The organism is Vibrio nomapromontoriensis (genome assembly GCF_050337205.1).
In the GTDB taxonomy this organism is placed as follows: domain Bacteria; phylum Pseudomonadota; class Gammaproteobacteria; order Enterobacterales; family Vibrionaceae; genus Vibrio; species Vibrio nomapromontoriensis.
In genome coordinates, this window is the sequence record NZ_JAKJSS010000011.1 from 124,230 (window position 1) to 142,728 (window position 18,499).

The 18,499-nt window shown below is 44.3% G+C and carries 21 protein-coding genes; 10 read left to right on the forward strand and 11 right to left on the reverse strand.

Going from position 1 to position 18,499, the window contains the following annotated elements; translation table 11 throughout:
- Nucleotides 1-38 precede the first annotated feature (38 nt).
- The 3 genes from hemH to htpG all read right to left on the reverse strand — a co-directional run bounded on the left by hemH (nucleotide 39) and on the right by htpG (nucleotide 3,937).
- The gene (gene hemH / locus L4D05_RS15220; RefSeq protein ID WP_428794526.1) at nucleotides 39-998 is read right to left on the reverse strand and encodes a ferrochelatase; all 960 of its coding nucleotides are present in this window, start codon (nucleotides 996-998) and stop codon (nucleotides 39-41) included.
- Between the two features lie 119 nt (nucleotides 999-1,117).
- Nucleotides 1,118-1,762: an adenylate kinase gene (gene adk, locus L4D05_RS15225; protein WP_428752595.1), complete on the reverse strand. Its 645-nt coding sequence runs from the start codon at nucleotides 1,760-1,762 to the stop codon at nucleotides 1,118-1,120.
- Nucleotides 1,763-2,029: 267 nt separating this feature from the next.
- On the reverse strand, nucleotides 2,030-3,937 hold the full coding sequence (htpG, locus tag L4D05_RS15230; protein WP_428794527.1) for a molecular chaperone HtpG: 1,908 nt from the start codon (nucleotides 3,935-3,937) through the stop codon (nucleotides 2,030-2,032).
- Nucleotides 3,938-4,200: 263 nt separating this feature from the next.
- Between htpG and L4D05_RS15235 the strand changes: the two genes are divergently transcribed.
- Both L4D05_RS15235 and L4D05_RS15240 read left to right on the forward strand, forming a co-directional pair.
- The gene (locus tag L4D05_RS15235) at nucleotides 4,201-5,031 is read left to right on the forward strand and encodes a winged helix-turn-helix domain-containing protein (RefSeq protein ID WP_428794528.1); all 831 of its coding nucleotides are present in this window, start codon (nucleotides 4,201-4,203) and stop codon (nucleotides 5,029-5,031) included.
- A gap of 12 nt (nucleotides 5,032-5,043) precedes the next feature.
- Nucleotides 5,044-5,562 carry a regulatory protein ToxS gene (locus L4D05_RS15240; RefSeq protein WP_428752776.1) on the forward strand — a complete coding sequence of 173 codons (519 nt, stop codon included), beginning with the start codon at nucleotides 5,044-5,046 and terminating at the stop codon, nucleotides 5,560-5,562.
- A 297-nt stretch (nucleotides 5,563-5,859) separates the two neighbouring features.
- Here L4D05_RS15240 and L4D05_RS15245 read toward each other — a convergent pair whose 3' ends face one another.
- The 4 genes from L4D05_RS15245 to L4D05_RS15260 form a co-directional block, all read right to left on the reverse strand.
- Nucleotides 5,860-6,993, reverse strand: coding sequence for a flagellin (locus L4D05_RS15245; RefSeq protein WP_428752599.1), 1,134 nt, complete (start codon nucleotides 6,991-6,993; stop codon nucleotides 5,860-5,862).
- A gap of 230 nt (nucleotides 6,994-7,223) precedes the next feature.
- Entirely contained in the window at nucleotides 7,224-8,360 is a 1,137-nt protein-coding gene (locus L4D05_RS15250; RefSeq protein WP_428794529.1) for a flagellin, read from the reverse strand.
- Between the two features lie 148 nt (nucleotides 8,361-8,508).
- Nucleotides 8,509-9,411, reverse strand: coding sequence for a Dyp-type peroxidase (locus L4D05_RS15255; RefSeq protein ID WP_428794530.1), 903 nt, complete (start codon nucleotides 9,409-9,411; stop codon nucleotides 8,509-8,511).
- A gap of 35 nt (nucleotides 9,412-9,446) precedes the next feature.
- The gene (locus tag L4D05_RS15260; protein ID WP_428752603.1) at nucleotides 9,447-9,941 is read right to left on the reverse strand and encodes a DUF2919 domain-containing protein; all 495 of its coding nucleotides are present in this window, start codon (nucleotides 9,939-9,941) and stop codon (nucleotides 9,447-9,449) included.
- Nucleotides 9,942-10,066: 125 nt separating this feature from the next.
- On the opposite strand from L4D05_RS15260, the gene L4D05_RS15265 reads away from it, so the two are divergent.
- Both L4D05_RS15265 and L4D05_RS15270 read left to right on the forward strand, forming a co-directional pair.
- On the forward strand, nucleotides 10,067-10,435 hold the full coding sequence (locus L4D05_RS15265) for a DUF2956 domain-containing protein (RefSeq protein ID WP_428794531.1): 369 nt from the start codon (nucleotides 10,067-10,069) through the stop codon (nucleotides 10,433-10,435).
- Entirely contained in the window at nucleotides 10,413-10,763 is a 351-nt protein-coding gene (locus L4D05_RS15270; protein WP_428794532.1) for a DUF4156 domain-containing protein, read from the forward strand. Before L4D05_RS15265 ends, L4D05_RS15270 begins: the two co-directional genes overlap by 23 nt.
- Nucleotides 10,764-10,847: 84 nt before the next feature.
- On the opposite strand, the gene L4D05_RS15275 is transcribed toward L4D05_RS15270, so the two are convergent.
- On the reverse strand, nucleotides 10,848-11,129 hold the full coding sequence (locus L4D05_RS15275) for a winged helix-turn-helix domain-containing protein (RefSeq protein ID WP_102471240.1): 282 nt from the start codon (nucleotides 11,127-11,129) through the stop codon (nucleotides 10,848-10,850).
- A 303-nt stretch (nucleotides 11,130-11,432) separates the two neighbouring features.
- Between L4D05_RS15275 and L4D05_RS15280 the strand changes: the two genes are divergently transcribed.
- The 4 genes from L4D05_RS15280 to L4D05_RS15295 all read left to right on the forward strand — a co-directional run bounded on the left by L4D05_RS15280 (nucleotide 11,433) and on the right by L4D05_RS15295 (nucleotide 13,874).
- Nucleotides 11,433-11,783 (forward strand): ArsC family reductase, encoded by a 351-nt coding sequence (locus tag L4D05_RS15280; RefSeq protein WP_428794533.1) that lies wholly within the window; start codon nucleotides 11,433-11,435, stop codon nucleotides 11,781-11,783.
- A 67-nt stretch (nucleotides 11,784-11,850) separates the two neighbouring features.
- Nucleotides 11,851-12,987, forward strand: coding sequence for a succinyl-diaminopimelate desuccinylase (dapE, locus tag L4D05_RS15285; RefSeq protein WP_428794534.1), 1,137 nt, complete (start codon nucleotides 11,851-11,853; stop codon nucleotides 12,985-12,987).
- Nucleotides 12,988-12,989: 2 nt separating this feature from the next.
- Nucleotides 12,990-13,667: a M15 family metallopeptidase gene (locus L4D05_RS15290; protein WP_428794535.1), complete on the forward strand. Its 678-nt coding sequence runs from the start codon at nucleotides 12,990-12,992 to the stop codon at nucleotides 13,665-13,667.
- Between the two features lie 9 nt (nucleotides 13,668-13,676).
- Nucleotides 13,677-13,874 (forward strand): DUF2897 family protein, encoded by a 198-nt coding sequence (locus tag L4D05_RS15295; RefSeq protein WP_265674555.1) that lies wholly within the window; start codon nucleotides 13,677-13,679, stop codon nucleotides 13,872-13,874.
- Between the two features lie 25 nt (nucleotides 13,875-13,899).
- Here the strand turns inward: L4D05_RS15295 and bamC are convergent, their stop codons facing one another.
- Nucleotides 13,900-14,931 carry an outer membrane protein assembly factor BamC gene (gene bamC / locus L4D05_RS15300; protein ID WP_428752612.1) on the reverse strand — a complete coding sequence of 344 codons (1,032 nt, stop codon included), beginning with the start codon at nucleotides 14,929-14,931 and terminating at the stop codon, nucleotides 13,900-13,902.
- A 49-nt stretch (nucleotides 14,932-14,980) separates the two neighbouring features.
- Complete coding sequence (gene dapA / locus L4D05_RS15305; protein ID WP_428752614.1) at nucleotides 14,981-15,859, reverse strand: 4-hydroxy-tetrahydrodipicolinate synthase; 879 nt, start codon at nucleotides 15,857-15,859, stop codon at nucleotides 14,981-14,983.
- A 406-nt stretch (nucleotides 15,860-16,265) separates the two neighbouring features.
- Here dapA and L4D05_RS15310 point away from each other — a divergent pair, with 406 nt between their 5' ends.
- Together L4D05_RS15310 and bcp are read left to right on the forward strand one after the other, a co-directional pair.
- Nucleotides 16,266-16,811 (forward strand): glycine cleavage system transcriptional repressor, encoded by a 546-nt coding sequence (locus L4D05_RS15310; RefSeq protein ID WP_265674552.1) that lies wholly within the window; start codon nucleotides 16,266-16,268, stop codon nucleotides 16,809-16,811.
- A gap of 40 nt (nucleotides 16,812-16,851) precedes the next feature.
- Entirely contained in the window at nucleotides 16,852-17,322 is a 471-nt protein-coding gene (gene bcp, locus L4D05_RS15315) for a thioredoxin-dependent thiol peroxidase (RefSeq protein WP_428752616.1), read from the forward strand.
- Between the two features lie 106 nt (nucleotides 17,323-17,428).
- Here bcp and L4D05_RS15320 read toward each other — a convergent pair whose 3' ends face one another.
- A complete protein-coding gene (locus L4D05_RS15320; RefSeq protein ID WP_428752617.1) occupies nucleotides 17,429-18,496 on the reverse strand; it encodes an AI-2E family transporter in 1,068 nt (355 codons plus the stop codon).
- Between the last annotated feature and the right edge of the window lie 3 nt (nucleotides 18,497-18,499).

Sequence of the window (18,499 nt, forward strand, 5' to 3'; positions counted from 1 at the left end):
AACACCGTTCGGAGCTCATAAGCTCGATAAACCGCAAACTATAAACGCGCTTGAACTAGGTTTACCATCATGTCGATATGAAGCTCTGAATCGTTCAAACACTCTATATATTGGTAGGACTCACCGCCAGCTTCGATAAAAATATCACGACACTCCACGGCAATCTCTTCTAACGTCTCTAAACAATCAACAGAGAAGGCAGGTGTAATCACGTTTAAACGCTTAATGCCTTGAGTCGGTAACGTTTCCAACGTCTTTGCTGTATAAGGCTGTAACCACTCTTCACGCCCAAAGATAGATTGATAACTCATTCCTATCTGAGAGTCGTCCAATCCTAGCTCTTGCGCTAATAACGCCGTCGTGTGCTCACAATGCTGAGGATACACATCGCCATTATCAGCATAGCGTTTTGGAATACCATGGTAAGAGCAAAGTAAGTAGTCTTGTCCGTGCTTATCCCAATGTGCTCGCACTTTTTGAGCTAACGCTTTGATGTAAAGAGGATGCTGATAATAATCTCGAATAAAGTCGATGCTCGGTATTGTAGAAAATGACTTACACGCTTTTGCTAACCCATCAAAAACGGCAGCGCTCGTTGTCCCTGAATATTGCGGGTACAAAGGCAACACTATCACTTTCTCAACCCCTTGCTCTAGCAAAGAGGACATCCCATGCTTCAATGATGGATTACCATAGGTCATTCCCAGCTCTACAGGCACGTTTAAGCGAGCCTTTAATGCCTCTGCTTGCCTTACCGAGTAAACCATCAAAGGAGAGCCCTCATCCATCCACACAGACTGGTAGAGCTTAGCTACTTTTGGCGAGCGAACTGGCAAGATAACACCGTGTAAAATGGGGCACCACAGCCAACGAGTCATATCTACGACTCTATGATCATGCAAAAACTCACCTAAAAATGCCCGTACTGCCTTTGGTGTCGGCGCATCTGGAGTGCCTAGGTTAACTAAAAGTACTCCCGTGTTTGCTGCCATGCTCATAGACTTCCTTTTGATTTAGCCAAATAACAATGGCAATTATACCCATTGAATCTAGGATTGGATCAATAAAAAAAACGACCCTAAAGGGTCGTTTTTTAACAAGATTCACGAATCAGCAATTAAGAGAGTGCTTTTTCGATGTCTGCGCTTACTGCTTCAACTTGCTTAGTACCATCAAATTTAAGGTACTGAGTGTTGCCTGCTTCGGCTTCTTTACCGTAGTAAGCAATCAATGGTGCAGTTTGATCATGATAAACACCTAGACGAGCACGAACTGTCTCTTCTTTGTCGTCATCACGAACCACTAGATCTTCACCAGTGATATCATCTTTACCTTCCACTTTAGGTGGATTGTAAGTCACGTGGTAAGTACGACCTGACGCTAGGTGCGCACGACGACCCGCCATACGATCAACAATCACGCTATCCGCTACGTCAAATTCAATCACGTAATCAACGTTAACGCCCATTTCTTTTAGGCCGTCAGCTTGAGGGATAGTGCGAGGGAAGCCATCTAGCAAGAAACCTTTCTCACAATCGTCTTGAGCAATGCGCTCTTTAATAAGACCTAAGATGATTTCATCTGAAACAAGTTGACCTGCATCGATAACCGCTTTCGCTTTCTTACCAAGCTCTGTGCCTGCTTTGATCGCTGCACGAAGCATATCACCAGTAGAAATTTGCGGAATACCGTATTTTTCCATGATGAATTGAGCTTGTGTGCCTTTACCAGCACCTGGAGCACCTAGAAGAATGATGCGCATGTTGTTTCCTCTTATAAATAAAAAGACTTTATACCGAAGCTCACAATCAAAGCATGGCTTTGAATAGCGTATCGACGATAAGTTTCGGTATAAAAGTGAAATGAATGATTATTCAAGCGTCGCATTCTAGCATAGAAAATTCTCGCTTGGCGTGAAATACGACTAAAGAATGCTCGTAGAAAAGATAAAGTTACGTAAAAACGAGATCTTCACTACGAAAAAACAATGAGCCCAGCACGCTGAGCTCATTGTTTTCAATAAACGTGACTACTTCACATTAGACAAAAGTCTGTTAACAGCACCCAGGAACTGCGAAGGATCCGTCATCGACCCGCGCTCAGCAAGCATGGCTTGTCCAAGCAATACTTCTACCCAGCCACCAAACGCTTCTTCATCAGCTTCATCAGCCATGCGCTTAACCAATTCGTGCTCAGGATTAATTTCAAAGATGTATTTCACCTCTGGCACTTCCTGACCCGCCGCTTCTAGCAACTTCGCCATTTGTGTGCCCATTTCGAAATCATCCGTCACCACTACTGCTGGTGTCGTGGCAAGCTTAAAGGTTGTACGAACCTCTTTCACTCGATCGCCTAGGTAAGCTTGAGTGCGCTCAACGACTGACTTGAATTCTTCTTCTGTTTCTTTGTGCTTCTCTTTCTCAGCTTCGTCTTCAAACTTGCTCAGATCAAGACCAGACTTTGTGATCGACTGGAACTGCTTGCCATCAAACTCAGTCAGGTAATTCATTAGCCATTCGTCAATACGATCAAACATCAGTACCACTTCGATGCCTTTCGCCTTGAATTGCTCTAAGTGAGGGCTGTTCTTCGCCGCTGCATAACTATCTGCTGTCAGGTAATAAATCTTATCCTGACCTTCTTTCATGCGCTCAATGTAAGCGGCCAAACCGACGGTTTGCTCTGCTGAATCCACCTCAGTGGAAGCAAAACGCAATAAACCCGCCACTTTTTCTTTGTTGCCCATGTCTTCTGCTGGGCCTTCTTTTAGCACCAAGCCAAACTCTTTCCAAAACGATTGGTACTTTTCTTCGTCGTTTTTCGCTAAACGCTCTAGCATTGTTAATACACGTTTCGTGCAAGCATTACGTAGCGATTGCGTCACTTTATTATCTTGCAAGATTTCACGAGATACATTGAGAGGTAAATCGTTTGAATCAATCAAACCACGAATAAAGCGTAAGTAAGAAGGCATGAACTGCTCGGCATCATCCATAATAAACACACGCTGAACATAAAGTTTTAAACCACTTTTATGGTCACGGTTCATCATATCAAACGGCGCTTTAGCTGGGATATATAGCAAGCTCGTGTAGTCGTTTTTACCTTCTACTTTGTTATGACTCCACTGAAGTGGGTCTGCAAAATCATGAGAAACGTGTTTATAGAACTCTTGATATTCTTCGTCGCTAATGTCTGACTTATTGCGAGTCCACAGCGCTTGTGCTTTATTGATTTGTTCCCATTTGGTTTCGCCTGTTTCTTTACCTTCCTCGTCGCGCTCTGCGGTTTGGATAGAAACAGGGATACCAATATGATCAGAATACTTGCTGATGATTTCTTTTAAACGCCACTCTGAAAGGAACTCTTTTCCTTCTTCACGCATATGAAGAACGATATCAGTACCACGCGTTTCTTTAGTGATGTCTTCAATCGAGTACTCACCTTCTCCAGCAGAGTGCCATTGCACGCCCTGCTCTACAGGCGCACCAGCCGCGCGAGTGCGAACCGTCACCGCATCGGCAACAATAAATGCTGAATAGAAACCTACACCAAACTGACCAATGAGTTGTGAATCTTTGCCTTGCTCTTCAGAAAGCTTAGAAAAGAACTCTTTTGTACCTGATTTTGCGATTGTTCCTAAGTGCTCAATAACATCATCACGTGACATGCCCACGCCATTATCAGAAACGGTTAATGTATTATGCTCTTCGCTAAACGACAATTTCACGCCAAGATCAGCATCGCCCTGATACAAATCACCGTTAGAAAGCGCTTGGAAGCGCAGTTTATCCGCCGCGTCCGACGCATTCGAGATCAGCTCTCTAAGAAAAATTTCTTTATTGGAATACAGAGAGTGAATCATTAAATGAAGTAGTTGCTTTACTTCGGATTGAAAGCCACGAGTTTCTTTATTGGTTGTTTCGGTTGCGCTCATGTTATCTCCATCACACTTTTCGTATCAAGTATCGACATTTATTTGCACTCGATACACTTAAGATTGCTCTGGTAAAGAAATGAGGCTGAAGATTGTAAATTCAAGGTCAAAAAACATAAAAATGCTGTTTTTTTGATTTGTTTTTATTATCCTTGTGCCCCTGACTATAAAAAAATCCTAAATTACTATAATTGGCACTGCGCGACATTCAGCGCCTAACTATTATTTTCCATCGCTCCGCGACAATTATAAAGAAGAATGCAATGAGTAACATAGGCACTAAGTTCATACTCGGCCAAAGATATATCTTTGATCCAAATAGCAATTCCTTGGTCGACCAAACCAACAATGATGAAGTAGTACGTCTTGGTAGTAACGAAAGTCGCATTTTGCTTCTGCTTGCAGAGCGTCCTAATGAAGTCGTCACTCGTCATGATTTACACGAATACGTTTGGCGAGACCAAGGCTTTGAAGTTGATGACTCCAGCCTAACCCAGGCGATTTCAACGCTTAGGAAGATGCTGAAAGACCCAACTAAATCACCGTTGTTTGTTAAAACGGTACCAAAGCGTGGTTATCAGCTCATTTCAACCGTGGAGCGCTCTGCGCCTTCAAGCTCTATTGACCTTAATAACGTCAATGAAGCGCCGGTGGCTGAACTGCCTAACGATCCAACGGACGCTCAACCTACCACCACTACGCCGCATGTCGCAGTGAGTAAGCCACCAGCAGAAAAAACACCACCAGCAGTGTGGGGAATGGTTGTTGCGGCCTTATTGTTACCAATCTTAGTACTGATTGGCACCAACCCTGCTGAATCCAGTTTTAGAGAACTTGCTATCGTTGATGAGGTGAAAATTGTCACACCGGAAAGTCACCCCGATGTTTCTACTTGGCAGCCTAAAATTGAACAATGTGTTCAAAAATACATTGAATCACACGAGCTTGATAAAAAACCCGATCAAGTCATTGTCACTGGTGATCAAAGCGATCAAATTGCACTTAACTTCATCCATACGGTGGAGCATTCTGGAGAGAACGTCACAATGAGAATCTTCACCGAGCAATCAGACCTAAGTAAAGTGTGCCAGTAGAAGGATATTATGATGAAAATGAAATACGCATCCATTCTACTTGCGGCCTCTACGGCGCTAAGTGCTTGGCTTTATTGGGGCAGCGACCTAAAACTGGAGCAAGTGCTCACCTCAAATGAATGGCAAAGTAACATGGTTGCTATCCTCGCATCCAGAAATGCGCCAGATACCGATATTGGCCCACTAAGCCGCCTAGAAATGTCAGCTAATGTGAAGTACCTCCCTGAAGGTACTTACATTCGTGAGTCCTCTATGCGTCTATTTGGTAAGGATCCAAATTCACACACCTTGCTTAAGATCTCTGAGACGGGCAGCTGGGCGGTAAGCGATAACTACTTACTAATTTCGCCTCGTGAATTCAAAGACACAGCAACCGCTCAGTCTGATGAATTTACCCATGAACAATTGGCGATGATTAAACAGTTTTTAAAAATGGAAGCGCAACAAAGTCGCCGCATCGATATTGTTAATGGCAAAACGCTGCTTCTGACTAGCCTAAACCAAGGTTCATCGGTGCTATTTTCAAACTAAGGCATTAGTAAAAACAAGCCATCAATTGAAACGAGAAGGAGGCCCTGATTTGGCCTCCTTTTTTGTGCTTTCGTCCTAAGGTAATTCAGCCACCAATGGATAATAGTGAAGGCCACAATCATTTATCGTGCATCTCACCGACCTTACTCCTCCGATTATCGGTCATCGCGTTCAGGTAGCTTACACGCCTAATTCAGCCATAAAAAAACCAGAGCCCGAAAGCTCTGGTTCTTATCTGTCACACTAATCTGTAACGTTTATTGGCTACGCTGTTAAGCGTTTTACCTACTGATGCGCTTAGCCTAATAGGCTCATTGCCGCTTGAGGCGCTTGTTTAGCTTGCGCTAAGATTGAGCTTGAAGCTTGAGAAAGAATTTGGTTCTTCGTCATCTCCGTTGTCTCTTTAGCGAAATCCGTATCTTTAATGCGGCTCTTCGATGCATTAACGTTTTCGTTAATGTTATCAAGGTTGTTGATAGCGTGGTCAAAGCGGTTTTGGAATGCACCCAGCTCTGCACGATGACTGTCGACATATTTCAGCGCAGAATCAAGAATAGCAACGGACTCTTGTGCCCCACCAACACTTGTCACGTCAATCGTGTTCACGGTTACAGCTTGGCCATCTTGCATGCCTAGCTCACCTGCGAGTGAACCGCCAAATGATACTTCACCGTCAACTTTGTTGGTGCCAGCAAACATTTGTAATTTACCGTCTTCGTCTACAGATGCTTTCACTAGGTCCGTTTGACCATTGATGTAAGTCGCTAGCTGTTCAATGTCATCACCCGCTTTCGCTGTGATAGCAATGTTTTGCTCCTCACCAAAACTGTCTGTAAGCGTAATGTTTAGCTCGTTAGAACCTGCTGCTACGCTCCAGTCTTTATCTTTTGCGTTTTCAGCTTGGTAGCTCGTGCCACCCATTCTAACGTTGTCAGAGCGCATGTCGTTGAGGTTAAGCATTACTGCTTCACCATTATCCGCACCGATTTGGAATGATTGCGTGCCGTACGTGCCATTCAATAGGCGGTTACCACCAAAAGATGTGGTTTCTGCTATACGGTTAAGCTCATCATTTAGCGCTGTCACTTCTTCTTGAATCGCCACACGCTCAGATTTTGAGTTTGAGCCATTTGAAGATTGCAGAGACAAATCACGCATACGTTGTAAGATGTTGGTCGTCTCATTCATCGCACCTTCAGCGGTTTGAGCAATCGAGATACCATCGTTTGCGTTACGTACTGCGACGTCAAGACCACGGCTTTGCACATTCAAACGATTAGAGATTTGTAGACCCGCGGCATCGTCTTTTGCGCTGTTGATTTTAGAACCAGAAGCCAAACGCTCCATTGACGTCCCTTGCGCTTGACTTGCATTGTTTAGGTAACGCTGAGCGGTCATTGCCGATACGTTGGTATTTACATTCACTGCCATGTTAATTCTCCAATTGATTTTCCGGTGTAGCGGTTTCCGACGTCTCGGAAAACCAAGTAGTTCTCTCAAAGTTACTTTCTTTATCGCCTTGCAAAGCAATTACTTGAGATTTTTTTAACGATAATTGGATTTTTTAGGGGATATCGGCTTAGAGTGTGATAAGGCAGGTAAAAGCAGAAGTTAATAATAAAAAAGTCTAAAGTTATTCGATGTGACGTCGAATGCCAACGTTACGATTGCAATAAGGTCATGGCTAAATTCGGGGTTTGCTTCGCTTGTGCCAGAATAGTCGTGCTGACTTGCTGCAATATCTGCTGCTTAATCATTTGTGTCGTTTCTTTAGCGTAATCGGTATCACGGATCCGACCTCGCGACGCTGACAAATTCTCTTCCATATTGGCTAAGTTATTAATGGTATGGCCGAGTCGATTTTGGTTGGCACCCAGTTCTGAACGATAGCTATCAACAAACTTCATCGCCTTATCAATAACAGAGACTGACAACTGAGCGCCTCCTACCGAATCAATTGACAGGTCATCAACGGTCACCAAACCTTGTGTCTCCATCTGTAATTCGCCCGCTAATACCCCTGAAAACGCCACTTCGTTAGTCACTTGCTGTGAATCAGCAAACAGCTGCAATTGCCCATGTTCATTTACAGATGCCGATAACACGCTTGTTTGGCCATTGATGTATGTCGCCACCTGCTCTATGTCATCGCCAACCTTCGCTTCAATCGTTTCTGTTATGCTGCGGCCTGTCGAATCCTGATAGCTAAAGCTTAGCTGTTGCTGCCCTGGCATAACACGCCAACTCTCTGCTGCTCCGTTAAATGACTGGTAAGCCGCTCCGCCCATTTGCAGTTGATCGGTTCGCATACTCTTAAGCTCAACCTGCAATGCCTCCCCAGAGCCCGCACCAATTTGAAAAGAAGTACTACCAAACTGACCATTGAGCAGCTTTCTGCCGCCAAAAGAGGTGGTTTCAGCAATACGGTTTAGCTCATCGTTAAGTGCGGTGAACTCTTCTTGTAGCGCACGCCTATCATCCTGCGAGTTGGCGCCGTTAGATGACTGTAAGGACAAGTCACGCATACGTTGAAGAATTTGTGACGTTTCATTCATTGCCCCTTCCGCGGTTTGCATGATGGAAATACCATCATTGGCATTTCGTTGTGCGACACTTAAACCCGAGATCTGTGCATCTAAACGGTTGGAAATCTGTAGCCCTGCAGCGTCATCTTTTGCACTATTAATACGACTGCCCGACGCCAATCGCTCTAACGACTGATTTAGGGCGTCAGTCGCCTTGTGGAGCTGATTCTGCGCCATCATTGCACTAACATTGGTATTAACGGTAATAGACATAACAATCCACAAAACAGACGATTGTCATTTATATCGGCAGGCAAAGGGAAAACTTAAGGGAGGTAAATCGGGCCAGTGGATGAGCAATGTGAGTTTCTTGCTAAAACCGCAAGAAACTCTTTATTGATCGGTTAGACGGTAAGAATGACTATTTAACCGCTAACTCGGCTAGCATGCCCTGAGAAGGAGCGAAGAAGTACGCGCCAGTGACCGCTTTAGTAAAACGCAACAATTGGTCGGTTTTCCCGTCTGTTGCCCCGTACATACTTTCAAGCATCGCATCAAAATTATGGACAGTATTACAGTAAGCGATAAACAGTAAACCATGCGCGCCACTTACGCTGCCATATGGCAAGCTGTGACGAACAATTTTTAAGCCTACACCTTCTTCTTTCAAGTCTACTCGCCCTACGTGAGAGGCTGCTGGGACATCATCGAGTTCAATTGAATCAGGCTTAGTTCGACCAATCACTTTTTCTTGTGCCGCAACGTTAAGTCGGCTCCAAGCCGGAAGATTATGTTCAAAACGCTGAACCATCACATAACTGCCGCCCGCCAATTCGCCCTGATTGATGATCGCGACTTCTGCGCGCTTTTCACCTTTAGGGTTTTCGGTGCCATCTACGAAGTCGGTCATGTCTCGTGAGTCCATGAATCGGAACCCTTGAGTCTCGTCGACAATCGTAACGTCAGCTGAAATATCTAACATCAGTTTACGCAGCACAAAGAAATGCAAATCATGACGCTTAGAATGACAATGAATCAGTACATCAACGTCGGTTGAGGGAGCATGGATCTCACCTTCCCCTAACTCAGGAAACGGCTTCAACTCAGCAGGCATTGACTGAGCAAGCCCTGACCAAAATTGGTGGCTGAATGCTAGCGATAGCGTCAGTGCTGCGTCAGGTTGAGATTGATTGAGATCGTCCACCAGCTTTGGTAAAGCTTGTAATGCAGCGAGCACTTGTTGCGGATTTTGATTCACTTTCAATTGCGTATACAGCGCGAAAGGTTCCGCATCTGGGATAATGGCACTTTGTGGTAATGACATAAAAAGTCCTCTATTTTTGCTCAGTGTATTTTTAACTAGTGAGTAGAGTTATGATTGTGATCAGTAACCGAACGGATATCGTTTGGAGTTGCCAAACAATCTACCACAGTACGGCTGTTGACTAAATAAATGGCGAACCAAAGCAGTAGCACTAAGGTCACCGCATTGGTCCAACTGAACCCCCAATGCTGTAAATTGACTAAATAAGTGGTGTGTATCAACTGACCTGCCACCACGATCAAAGAAATGGGTTTTAAGTAGTTCACCAATCCGTTTATATACGTCGATTCGGGCTTCCTTAAGCTAATCAACCACATCGCAATGGCAATCGGCAACCCCATTGCTAACCCTATATACAACATCTTCTGATCAGGATAGACGTATTCTAAAATCGTGACTCCCTCATTACGGCTAGCGCCAGCAACGACGAATACCACCCATGCTCGGACAAGAAAAAACCACCCAAGCCATAACCAAATAGGGGCTTTTAAGAAACCATGTTTGTCGTATTGCTCAAATGCATAGCGCATGTGTCTATCTCTCTTTGTCTCATATCACATAATATTGAGTTCCACGTATGACTATTCAAGCTCATGCGCGACATTGTGATAAAATAAACAAAACGTATTTGCGAGTAGCTTGGTATTTATAAACGATGAAAAATCAACAACCCATCCCATCAGCTGAAACTCAGCAGGAGGCAATGAAAATTGCAAAATCCACACAAAAACCTGGTCAAACCAAAGAACAAACGCGTCTAGTCGCACAAGGTATTGAAAAAGGTATCGCTCTATACAAGAAACAACAAAAAGAGAAAAAACGCCAAGCGGATAAAGCACAGAAGAAACAACGAAGAGAGAAACTAAAGCCCGCAATATCCGATAACACTATGCAAGGTGACAACACTATGCAAAGTGACGCGACGTCTCATCAAGCAACACAACCCCCTTCCATACTCCCTTGGGGGCTATTAACGATTAGCTGGATAGGCTTTGCTGCGTATGTTTTCTACCTACAACAATAAAATATCGGCGGCATTACTCTGCCTTGTCATTCTACCCGGGTGCTCGTCACCTGCGCATAAGGTCACGCAACAATCGGCATCCGTGGTACTGAGATTAGACCAAAACCTAGATACTTCACATTGCCAGTGGAAAGGCGAAGTGACTGGTTCAGAAGGTCATTGGTACAACTTTCTCTTTTTACTCAACAGTACCATGGCAAGAGGCGCAATGAATGACATTAAAAACAATGCAGCCGAACTAGGTGCCAACACGGTCTACCTATTGTCGCCAGTCGACTTCCAAACTTCTGTTACGCTGTTTGGGAGCGCTTACCATTGCCAAAAATAAAGCCAAGGTCTAGACCTTGGCTTTATTTTTTATTCACTCGCACGTTTTTAATATTTCATTCGCGTTCAATGATTACCGTTGCAGCTATACACCTAAGGTTGATTCTATATCAACTTTACGCTGTACGACCCATTGGCTATCAAACGGTCCCCAGTCAGACAACTGGTAATATCCATCATTGTGTCTGCGCCCATCTTGAACAAACATAAGTTCAATACCGATACCGGGCAGCGCCTTAATAACATCTTGTATGGTGCGACGAGGCCACCCCGTTCTTTCAATCAGTTTTGGCACATTCGGTCTGTCTAGGCTCTCAACGAGCAGGGCAAGATAGAGACGACGTGCAAATACAGGACTCAGTTCCATTGACACCTCCTAATTATGTGCTTCACCAATATATTGAATTTCACCACAATCGTGTTGCGCTTGATCAATTTCTCGATAATCGGTTTTGTTTCAATTACCTTGATTTTGTAACGACTCTTTAGAGCTTCGCAGCAAATACCGTCAATTCTTGCTCAAAGTGGCATAAAAACCGAGTGGCAAAAAACCGACAAAGACCGACAGGCTTTGTCTCTCACAACACTTCTTGATAGGATGCAAAGAACAACACCCATAACAAGAACCCTCATACTAAAGAGGGATCATCAGCGCTCAAAGGACACTACTATGTCGACAACAATGTTTGGGATTCCAAACTGTGACACCATCAAAAAAGCCAAAAAATGGCTTGAAGCTAATAGTATTGAATGCCAATTTCATGACTATCGTAAGCAAGGCATTACCCCAGAATTGGTTGAACAGTTTTGTCAGCAGCTCGGCTGGGAACTCGTACTCAACAAGCGTGGAACCACGTACCGTCAATTATCAGCTGAGCAAAAAGAACAATTGAATGAAAGTAATGTTGTCGCTCTGCTTGTTGAGCATCCAGCCATGATTAAACGCCCAATCCTCAAGGTTGAGGATCAGCTTCACGTTGGCTTTAAAGCAGAACAGTACCAACAAATTTTCAATCTATAACCACATCGGAATCTGTGACTAGCTCCGATAACACCGTTTAAAAAATAAGAGACAAGGATCCTCAAGGATGACAGACAGCCCCGTTTTGGCACTAGCAAAAGACTTAATTAGCCGCCAATCAGTAACACCCGAAGATGCCGATTGCCAAAAGGTAATGATAGAGCGCCTTAAAGCGCTGGGATTCGAAATTGAAATTATGGTATTTGAAGATACCACTAACTTCTGGGCTCGCCGTGGAACCGCCGCGCCACTCTTTGCGTTTGCCGGTCACACCGATGTTGTGCCCGCAGGGTCTCTCGATCTTTGGCACACCCCTCCATTTGAGCCAACCGTCATTGACGGTCACTTACATGGCCGCGGTGCGGCAGACATGAAAGGCTCACTGGCTTGCATGATCGTCGCCGTTGAACGCTTCATCAAAAACAACCCTGATCACTCTGGCTCCATCGCGTTCTTGATCACTTCTGATGAAGAAGGCCCTTTTATCAACGGCACCACCCGAGTGGTCGACACCTTAATGGCGCGCAATGAACTCATCGATATGTGTATCGTGGGTGAACCTTCCAGTACCGAACATGTCGGAGACGTGGTTAAAAATGGTCGCAGAGGCTCCATCACTGGCGATCTATGCGTTAAAGGTATCCAAGGTCACGTTGCGTACCCTCAATTGGCGCGTAACCCAATCCATCAATCCCTCACCGCATTAGCTGAGCTAGCGGCAACCAAGTGGGATGAAGGTAACCAGTACTTTCCACCAACGAGCTTTCAAATCCCAAACCTGCATGCAGGTACAGGGGCGAGTAACGTCATTCCTGGTGAGTTTAATGTTCAATTCAACTTCCGCTTTAGTACTGAATTAACCGATGAAGACATTAAGAGACGTGTACATTCCACACTTGACCTGCATGGTCTAGAGTACGATTTGCAGTGGACTCTCAGCGGTCACCCCTTCCTAACGGATACCGGAGATTTGCTCACAGCCGTCGTCGATGCGGTCGCCACAGTGAATGAGCAAAAACCTGAGCTTCTTACCACAGGTGGTACATCTGATGGTCGATTTATTGCAAAAATGGGGACACAAGTCGTTGAACTTGGTCCTGTGAACGCGACCATTCATAAAGTAAACGAGTGTGTTAACGTGAGCGATCTTGAAAAGCTTACTGATATGTATGAGCACACTCTGATCAACTTACTCGGTCAATAAACATGATAAATAAGTCGCTTGTAGGACTCGATGACACCCAACTGATCGATTTGAAAGTCGCTCAACGTTTATTTCAAGTCCACCCAAATGTTCACCAGGATTTGGCACATTTAATACAAGCGGCATCCTCCGCTGGCTTTGAGCTATTCATTGCCAGTGGCTATCGAAGTTTCCAACGACAGCTAGCCATTTGGAACAATAAAATGAATGGCACACGACCGATACTTGATAGCCACGGCGTTCCACTTATCACGGAACAACTTAATGAAAAAGATAAGGTCTTTGCCATTTTAAAATGGAGTGCCCTTCCCGGCGCAAGCCGCCATCACTGGGGAACTGATTTTGACGTCTATGCTGGAAATTTACTACCAAAGGACACGCAATTACTGCTCGAGCCCTGGGAATATTTAGACGGACACCAACACGCCTTTTATCAGTGGCTAAAACAGCACATTTCAGAATATGGATTCTTTTTTCCATACCAACAAAGCCTAGTTAATGGTGTCGCTTTTGAGCCTTGGCATATCAGCCACCGCCTAGCCGCACAAGAAAACATGAATCATATGACGCTTGAAGCACTGGGTGAGGTCATTAAGCAAACTGAAATTTTGGGACGAGATACCATACTTTCTGAGCTCAATACCATCTACAATCAATACATCACTAACATCAGCCTTTGAGAACGAATTATGATTGAGTGGCTATTTAACCCTTGGGTGATCATCATCGTGGTTTTAGCGGTCGTATTTGGCAACATTGCCGCTTTAAAATACACCGCTAACATGAAGTTCGATAACCAAAAGAATGCTGCAAAGAAAAGAAAATATGAGCTCGATAGACTGAACGAGCTCGACAAAGAAAAATACGGGAAGCATGATAAAAAATAAAAAGGACCATAATGGTCCTTTTATTTTATTGGCTCTCTTTACCCTGTTTTATCACCGTCGAGATTAACGGCTCCAACGAACGTAATAAGCTCTCGTTGACAGGTTTACCATCTTTGTCCGTAACGTTGATTGACGTACGGTTACCAAGATCACCAAACAGGAAGGTGTATTCCCCTGGCTCTAAGTCGATAGGCTTCAAACCGACATCATTCCAAAACTCATCATCTGGTGAGGCATACTTGGCCTTAGCAGTCCCCTGAGACTGGTTGCGTGAATCAATAGTAAAGCCCATTCTAGGCAATAACTCTGGGACTTCTTGCCACATTACGTTATATGGTGTGCGCGCAATAATGACAGGCAAACCACTACGGTCTGTTCCCATACTGATTGGGATTGATTTCACCAGTTGTTGGGCTTTAAGTGCCGCTTCTTCTCTTAAATCACGATCATAACGTGCTGTGACCAAATTGGTCATCAAGGTGTTATAACGCTCTTCATTAGTGCGGGTTACTGGTTTCACTGTGTTCGCTTCTCGCCAGTCGATCAACACCATTTTAAAACCAAAGCGACGGTTAGCTTCAAAGCGGGTGATTTCGTAACGGCTACCAATTTCAACATCTTCATCTTCAGAAACCCAAGTTACCCAATCCGTTTCAATTCGGTCATCAGTTTCTTCCAGCGCTTTGACTTTGATCTCGGTAAGCATTTTTTGGACCGTCGCCCATACTTTGTCCATTTCGTCTTGCTTGAGTAGCCATAACGTCACTTCTGAACCTTGACGCTCAACTCGGGCACCAGGAATCAATTCCAGTACTTGTTGTGGCGGTCGAATGTCAACTTCGCGCCCGATTCCACCCTTAAAGTCACCCTCAGGGATCTCATAGTTAGGGTAAAACTGTGGAGTAGCGTCTTCAGCTAATTGCCAACTGCGAAGCTCTGGCGCTTCTAAATAGTTGAAATCATCTTTGGCTTCACGACGAGTGTTTGGATCACTGGAGCAAGCGGCTAATACAATAACAGCTAACGAAGAGACCGCTAGCTGACGAGAAAATTTCATTGAGACTCCCTTAAAAGAGGAGCATAACGCTCCTCTTACATAATCTATTTTAGTAGATACAAGCTTCCGACATTGCCTGAGCAACGATCGGCTTAGCTTGTTCTGACAATTCTGTCAGCGGCAAACGTAGACCACCTTCTTCAATCAAACCCATTTTGTGAGCTGCCCACTTCACTGGGATTGGGCTTGATTCAACAAACAGGTTTTTATGCAGCGTCATCAGTCGCGCGTTGATTTCATGCGCTTCTTCAAATCGACCCTCTAAAGCAAGGTCCATCATCTTGGCCATATCCGCTGCTGCGATATTATTGGTCACAGAGATAACACCTTTACCACCTTGTTGGATGAAATCCAACCCGGTTGAGTCATCTCCACTTAGTAAGATAAAATCTTCGCCACAAAGTTCACGATGTTTTTGAATTCGTGATAAATCACCTGTCGCATCTTTTAATGCAACAATACCTGGAATCTTAGACAGGCGCGCCACCGTTTCTGGCAAGAGATCCACACCAGTACGTCCTGGGACGTTGTATAAAATTTGTGGGATGTCACTCTCTTCAGCAATCGCTTTATAATGCTGATATAAGCCTTCTTGAGTTGGCTTATTGTAATATGGCGTCACACTCAAACAGCCTGCAATACCCACGTTATTTAGCAATCGGCTAAAAGTAATGGCTTCATGTGTAGCATTCGCTCCGGTACCAGCAATAATTGGTACTCGTCCAGCGGCAAATTCAACCGTCTTAGCGACAACCTTGACATGTTCTTCTACAGTTAATGTTGCAGACTCACCCGTCGTTCCAACCGCAACAATGCCGTCAGTACCCGCGTCAACGTGAAAATCCACTAGCTTCTTCAAGCTAACAAAATCCACCTCACCATCTGGAGTGAATGGGGTTATTAATGCAACAATACTTCCTGAAAACATGGCTATCTCCCTAAATTGATACTTCTTGCATGGTACTGTAATGATATTGATAAACACAAGAGATTAAAAACAGTTCCCATAAAGAAGTGAATGATTAATTACAGATTTCAGATATGAGGCACGTATAAGATGCGCTTTTGGTGAATATCGGTGTCAACCAATCGTTAAATTTAACCAGAATATCTTGGTTTCCTTCTCTATACCGAGGTAATCTCAGGGGACTAAAACCTAATATAGCGAATGCACATAGGTCACGTTGGCAAAGATAGCTTCCTTTAACGACATTTAAGGCGACATTAGAAAACGGTTTCGACAAAAAATATCCGTGGTTTTCGTTACAGCAACCACAAGAGCTTTAATTTGAGTTGTGCTACCATATCAACAAACATGGAATAGAAGTCTCGCTATGAATCAATACTTAGTCATTACCGCCGTTGGTACCGATCGCCCAGGGATTTGCAATGAATTGGTACACCTTGTCACCCAGTCAGGATGTAATATCGTCGATAGCCGCATTGCTATGTTTGGCAATGAGTTTACCCTGATTATGCTGATCTCCGGCAACAGCAGTCACATTACTCGCGTTGAAACGACGCTACCGCTACTTGGCCAAGAGCATGATCTCATCACCATGATGAAGCGCACCTCTAAGCATGATCTTCTCACTAACCAATATACCGTCGAAGTCTTTGTTGAATCAGAGGACCGTGTCGGTCTAACCGAAAAATTTACGCAGTTTTTTGCAGACCGAGATATTGGCCTTGCCTCATTAAGCGCGCAAACCATTATTAAAGAGCGAGCTGGAACAGATATTGACCAGTTCCAGATCGCACTTAGTGCCAATGTCGAAGAAAACTGCAACCTAATGCAGCTACAAGAAGAGTTTGATGCGCTGTGCCAAAGCTTGTCAGTACGTGGATCTCTTAACTTCATTAGTAGCAATAAGTTATAAGTCAATTACCTATAAAAATAATCACTTCAAAGGAATCAACATGAATACGCTGACGGCTGGCTCACCAGCACCAAACTTTAGCCTTCTCGACCAAGACGGCAATACGGTCTCGTTGGGCGACTTTAAAGGTAAAAAAATTCTCTTTTATTTTTACCCAAAAGCAATGACGCCTGGCTGTACAGTGCAAGCACAAGGTTTGCGTGATATTCAATCTCAGCTGGCTGAGCACAATGTCGTCGTATTGGGCGCCAGTATCGATCCAGTAAAGCGTTTAGGTAAGTTTATAGAGCGTGATAACCTTAATTTCACCTTATTATCTGACGAAGAGCACATTGCGGCAGACCAGTTTGGCGTCTGGGGTGAGAAAAAGTTCATGGGTAAAGTCTACGATGGACTGCACCGCATTAGCTTCCTTATTGATGAAAATGGCGTGATTGAGCATGTATTTAACAAGTTCAAAACCAAAACTCACCATGAAGTTGTTTTGGATTACCTAAAAGACAACGCCTAGTTAAACCTCACTCTAAACACAAAAACGCCTCGCAATAGCGAGGCGTTTTTGTGTTTAGATAAACCATCATATCCCTAAGTGACCTGGCATGACGGTTTTAAAAATCTTAGGTTGCCGCTCTGGGATCTTCATGACTTGGCAGTGCATTCCAAACCGCTTTTACCAAAGTTGCCAGTGGTATTGCGAAGAATACGCCCCAGAACCCCCACAAACCACCAAAGACTAAAACGGCAACGATAATCGCCACTGGGTGTAAATTAACCGCTTCCGAGAACAGCACTGGAACTAAAACGTTACCGTCTAAGGCTTGAATGATGCCATAAGCAAGCAACAACCAGTAAAACGGTGGCGTAAGCCCCCACTGGAATAGCCCAACAATGGCGACAGGTACGGTGACCGCCGCAGCGCCAATGTATGGAATCAACACTGAAAACCCTACCAGCACAGCCAACAACACCGAATAACGTAAGTCTAAAATTGCAAAAGTGATGTAACTAACACTACCAACAATCAGTATTTCTAGTACCTTACCGCGGATATAGTTTGAAATTTGCTGATTCATTTCAACCCAAACTTCATTCGCTAAGCGGCGATTACGCGGTAGCACACCACTCGCCATTCCCACCATTTCTTCTTTATCTTTCAATAAGAAGAAAACCAATAGCGGAACCAGTATCAAATATACGGCTAATGCTGCGAGACTCACTAATGAGGCAAGCGATCCTTTCACCACATTTTCACCCAACATCAAGACCTTATTCTTAAGGTTGGTCATCACCGACTCGACTAAGTGAATTTCAGCAAGATCGGGGTAGCGCTTAGGGATCTCGACAACAAATTTCTGCATCCCTGCATACATGTTCGGCACGTCGTTAATTAGGTTACCCACTTGGTTCCAAATCGTTGGCACCAACCCAAAAATAGCCAGCAACATTAAGCTAATGAATAATAAAATGACCCCGACTACCGATACGGTTCTTGGGAGCCCTATTCTACAGAGTTGACTCACTGGCCACTCCAGTAAATAGGCCAGAACGATAGCGACAAGTAGAGGTGCGATCAAATAACCAAAAAAGTAGATGGTAATAAAGCCAAATAGCAATATAAGAACGAGGCTCACTGCCTCTGGATCGGAAAAGCGTCGTTTGTACCAACGACGAATCATATCTAGCATCTA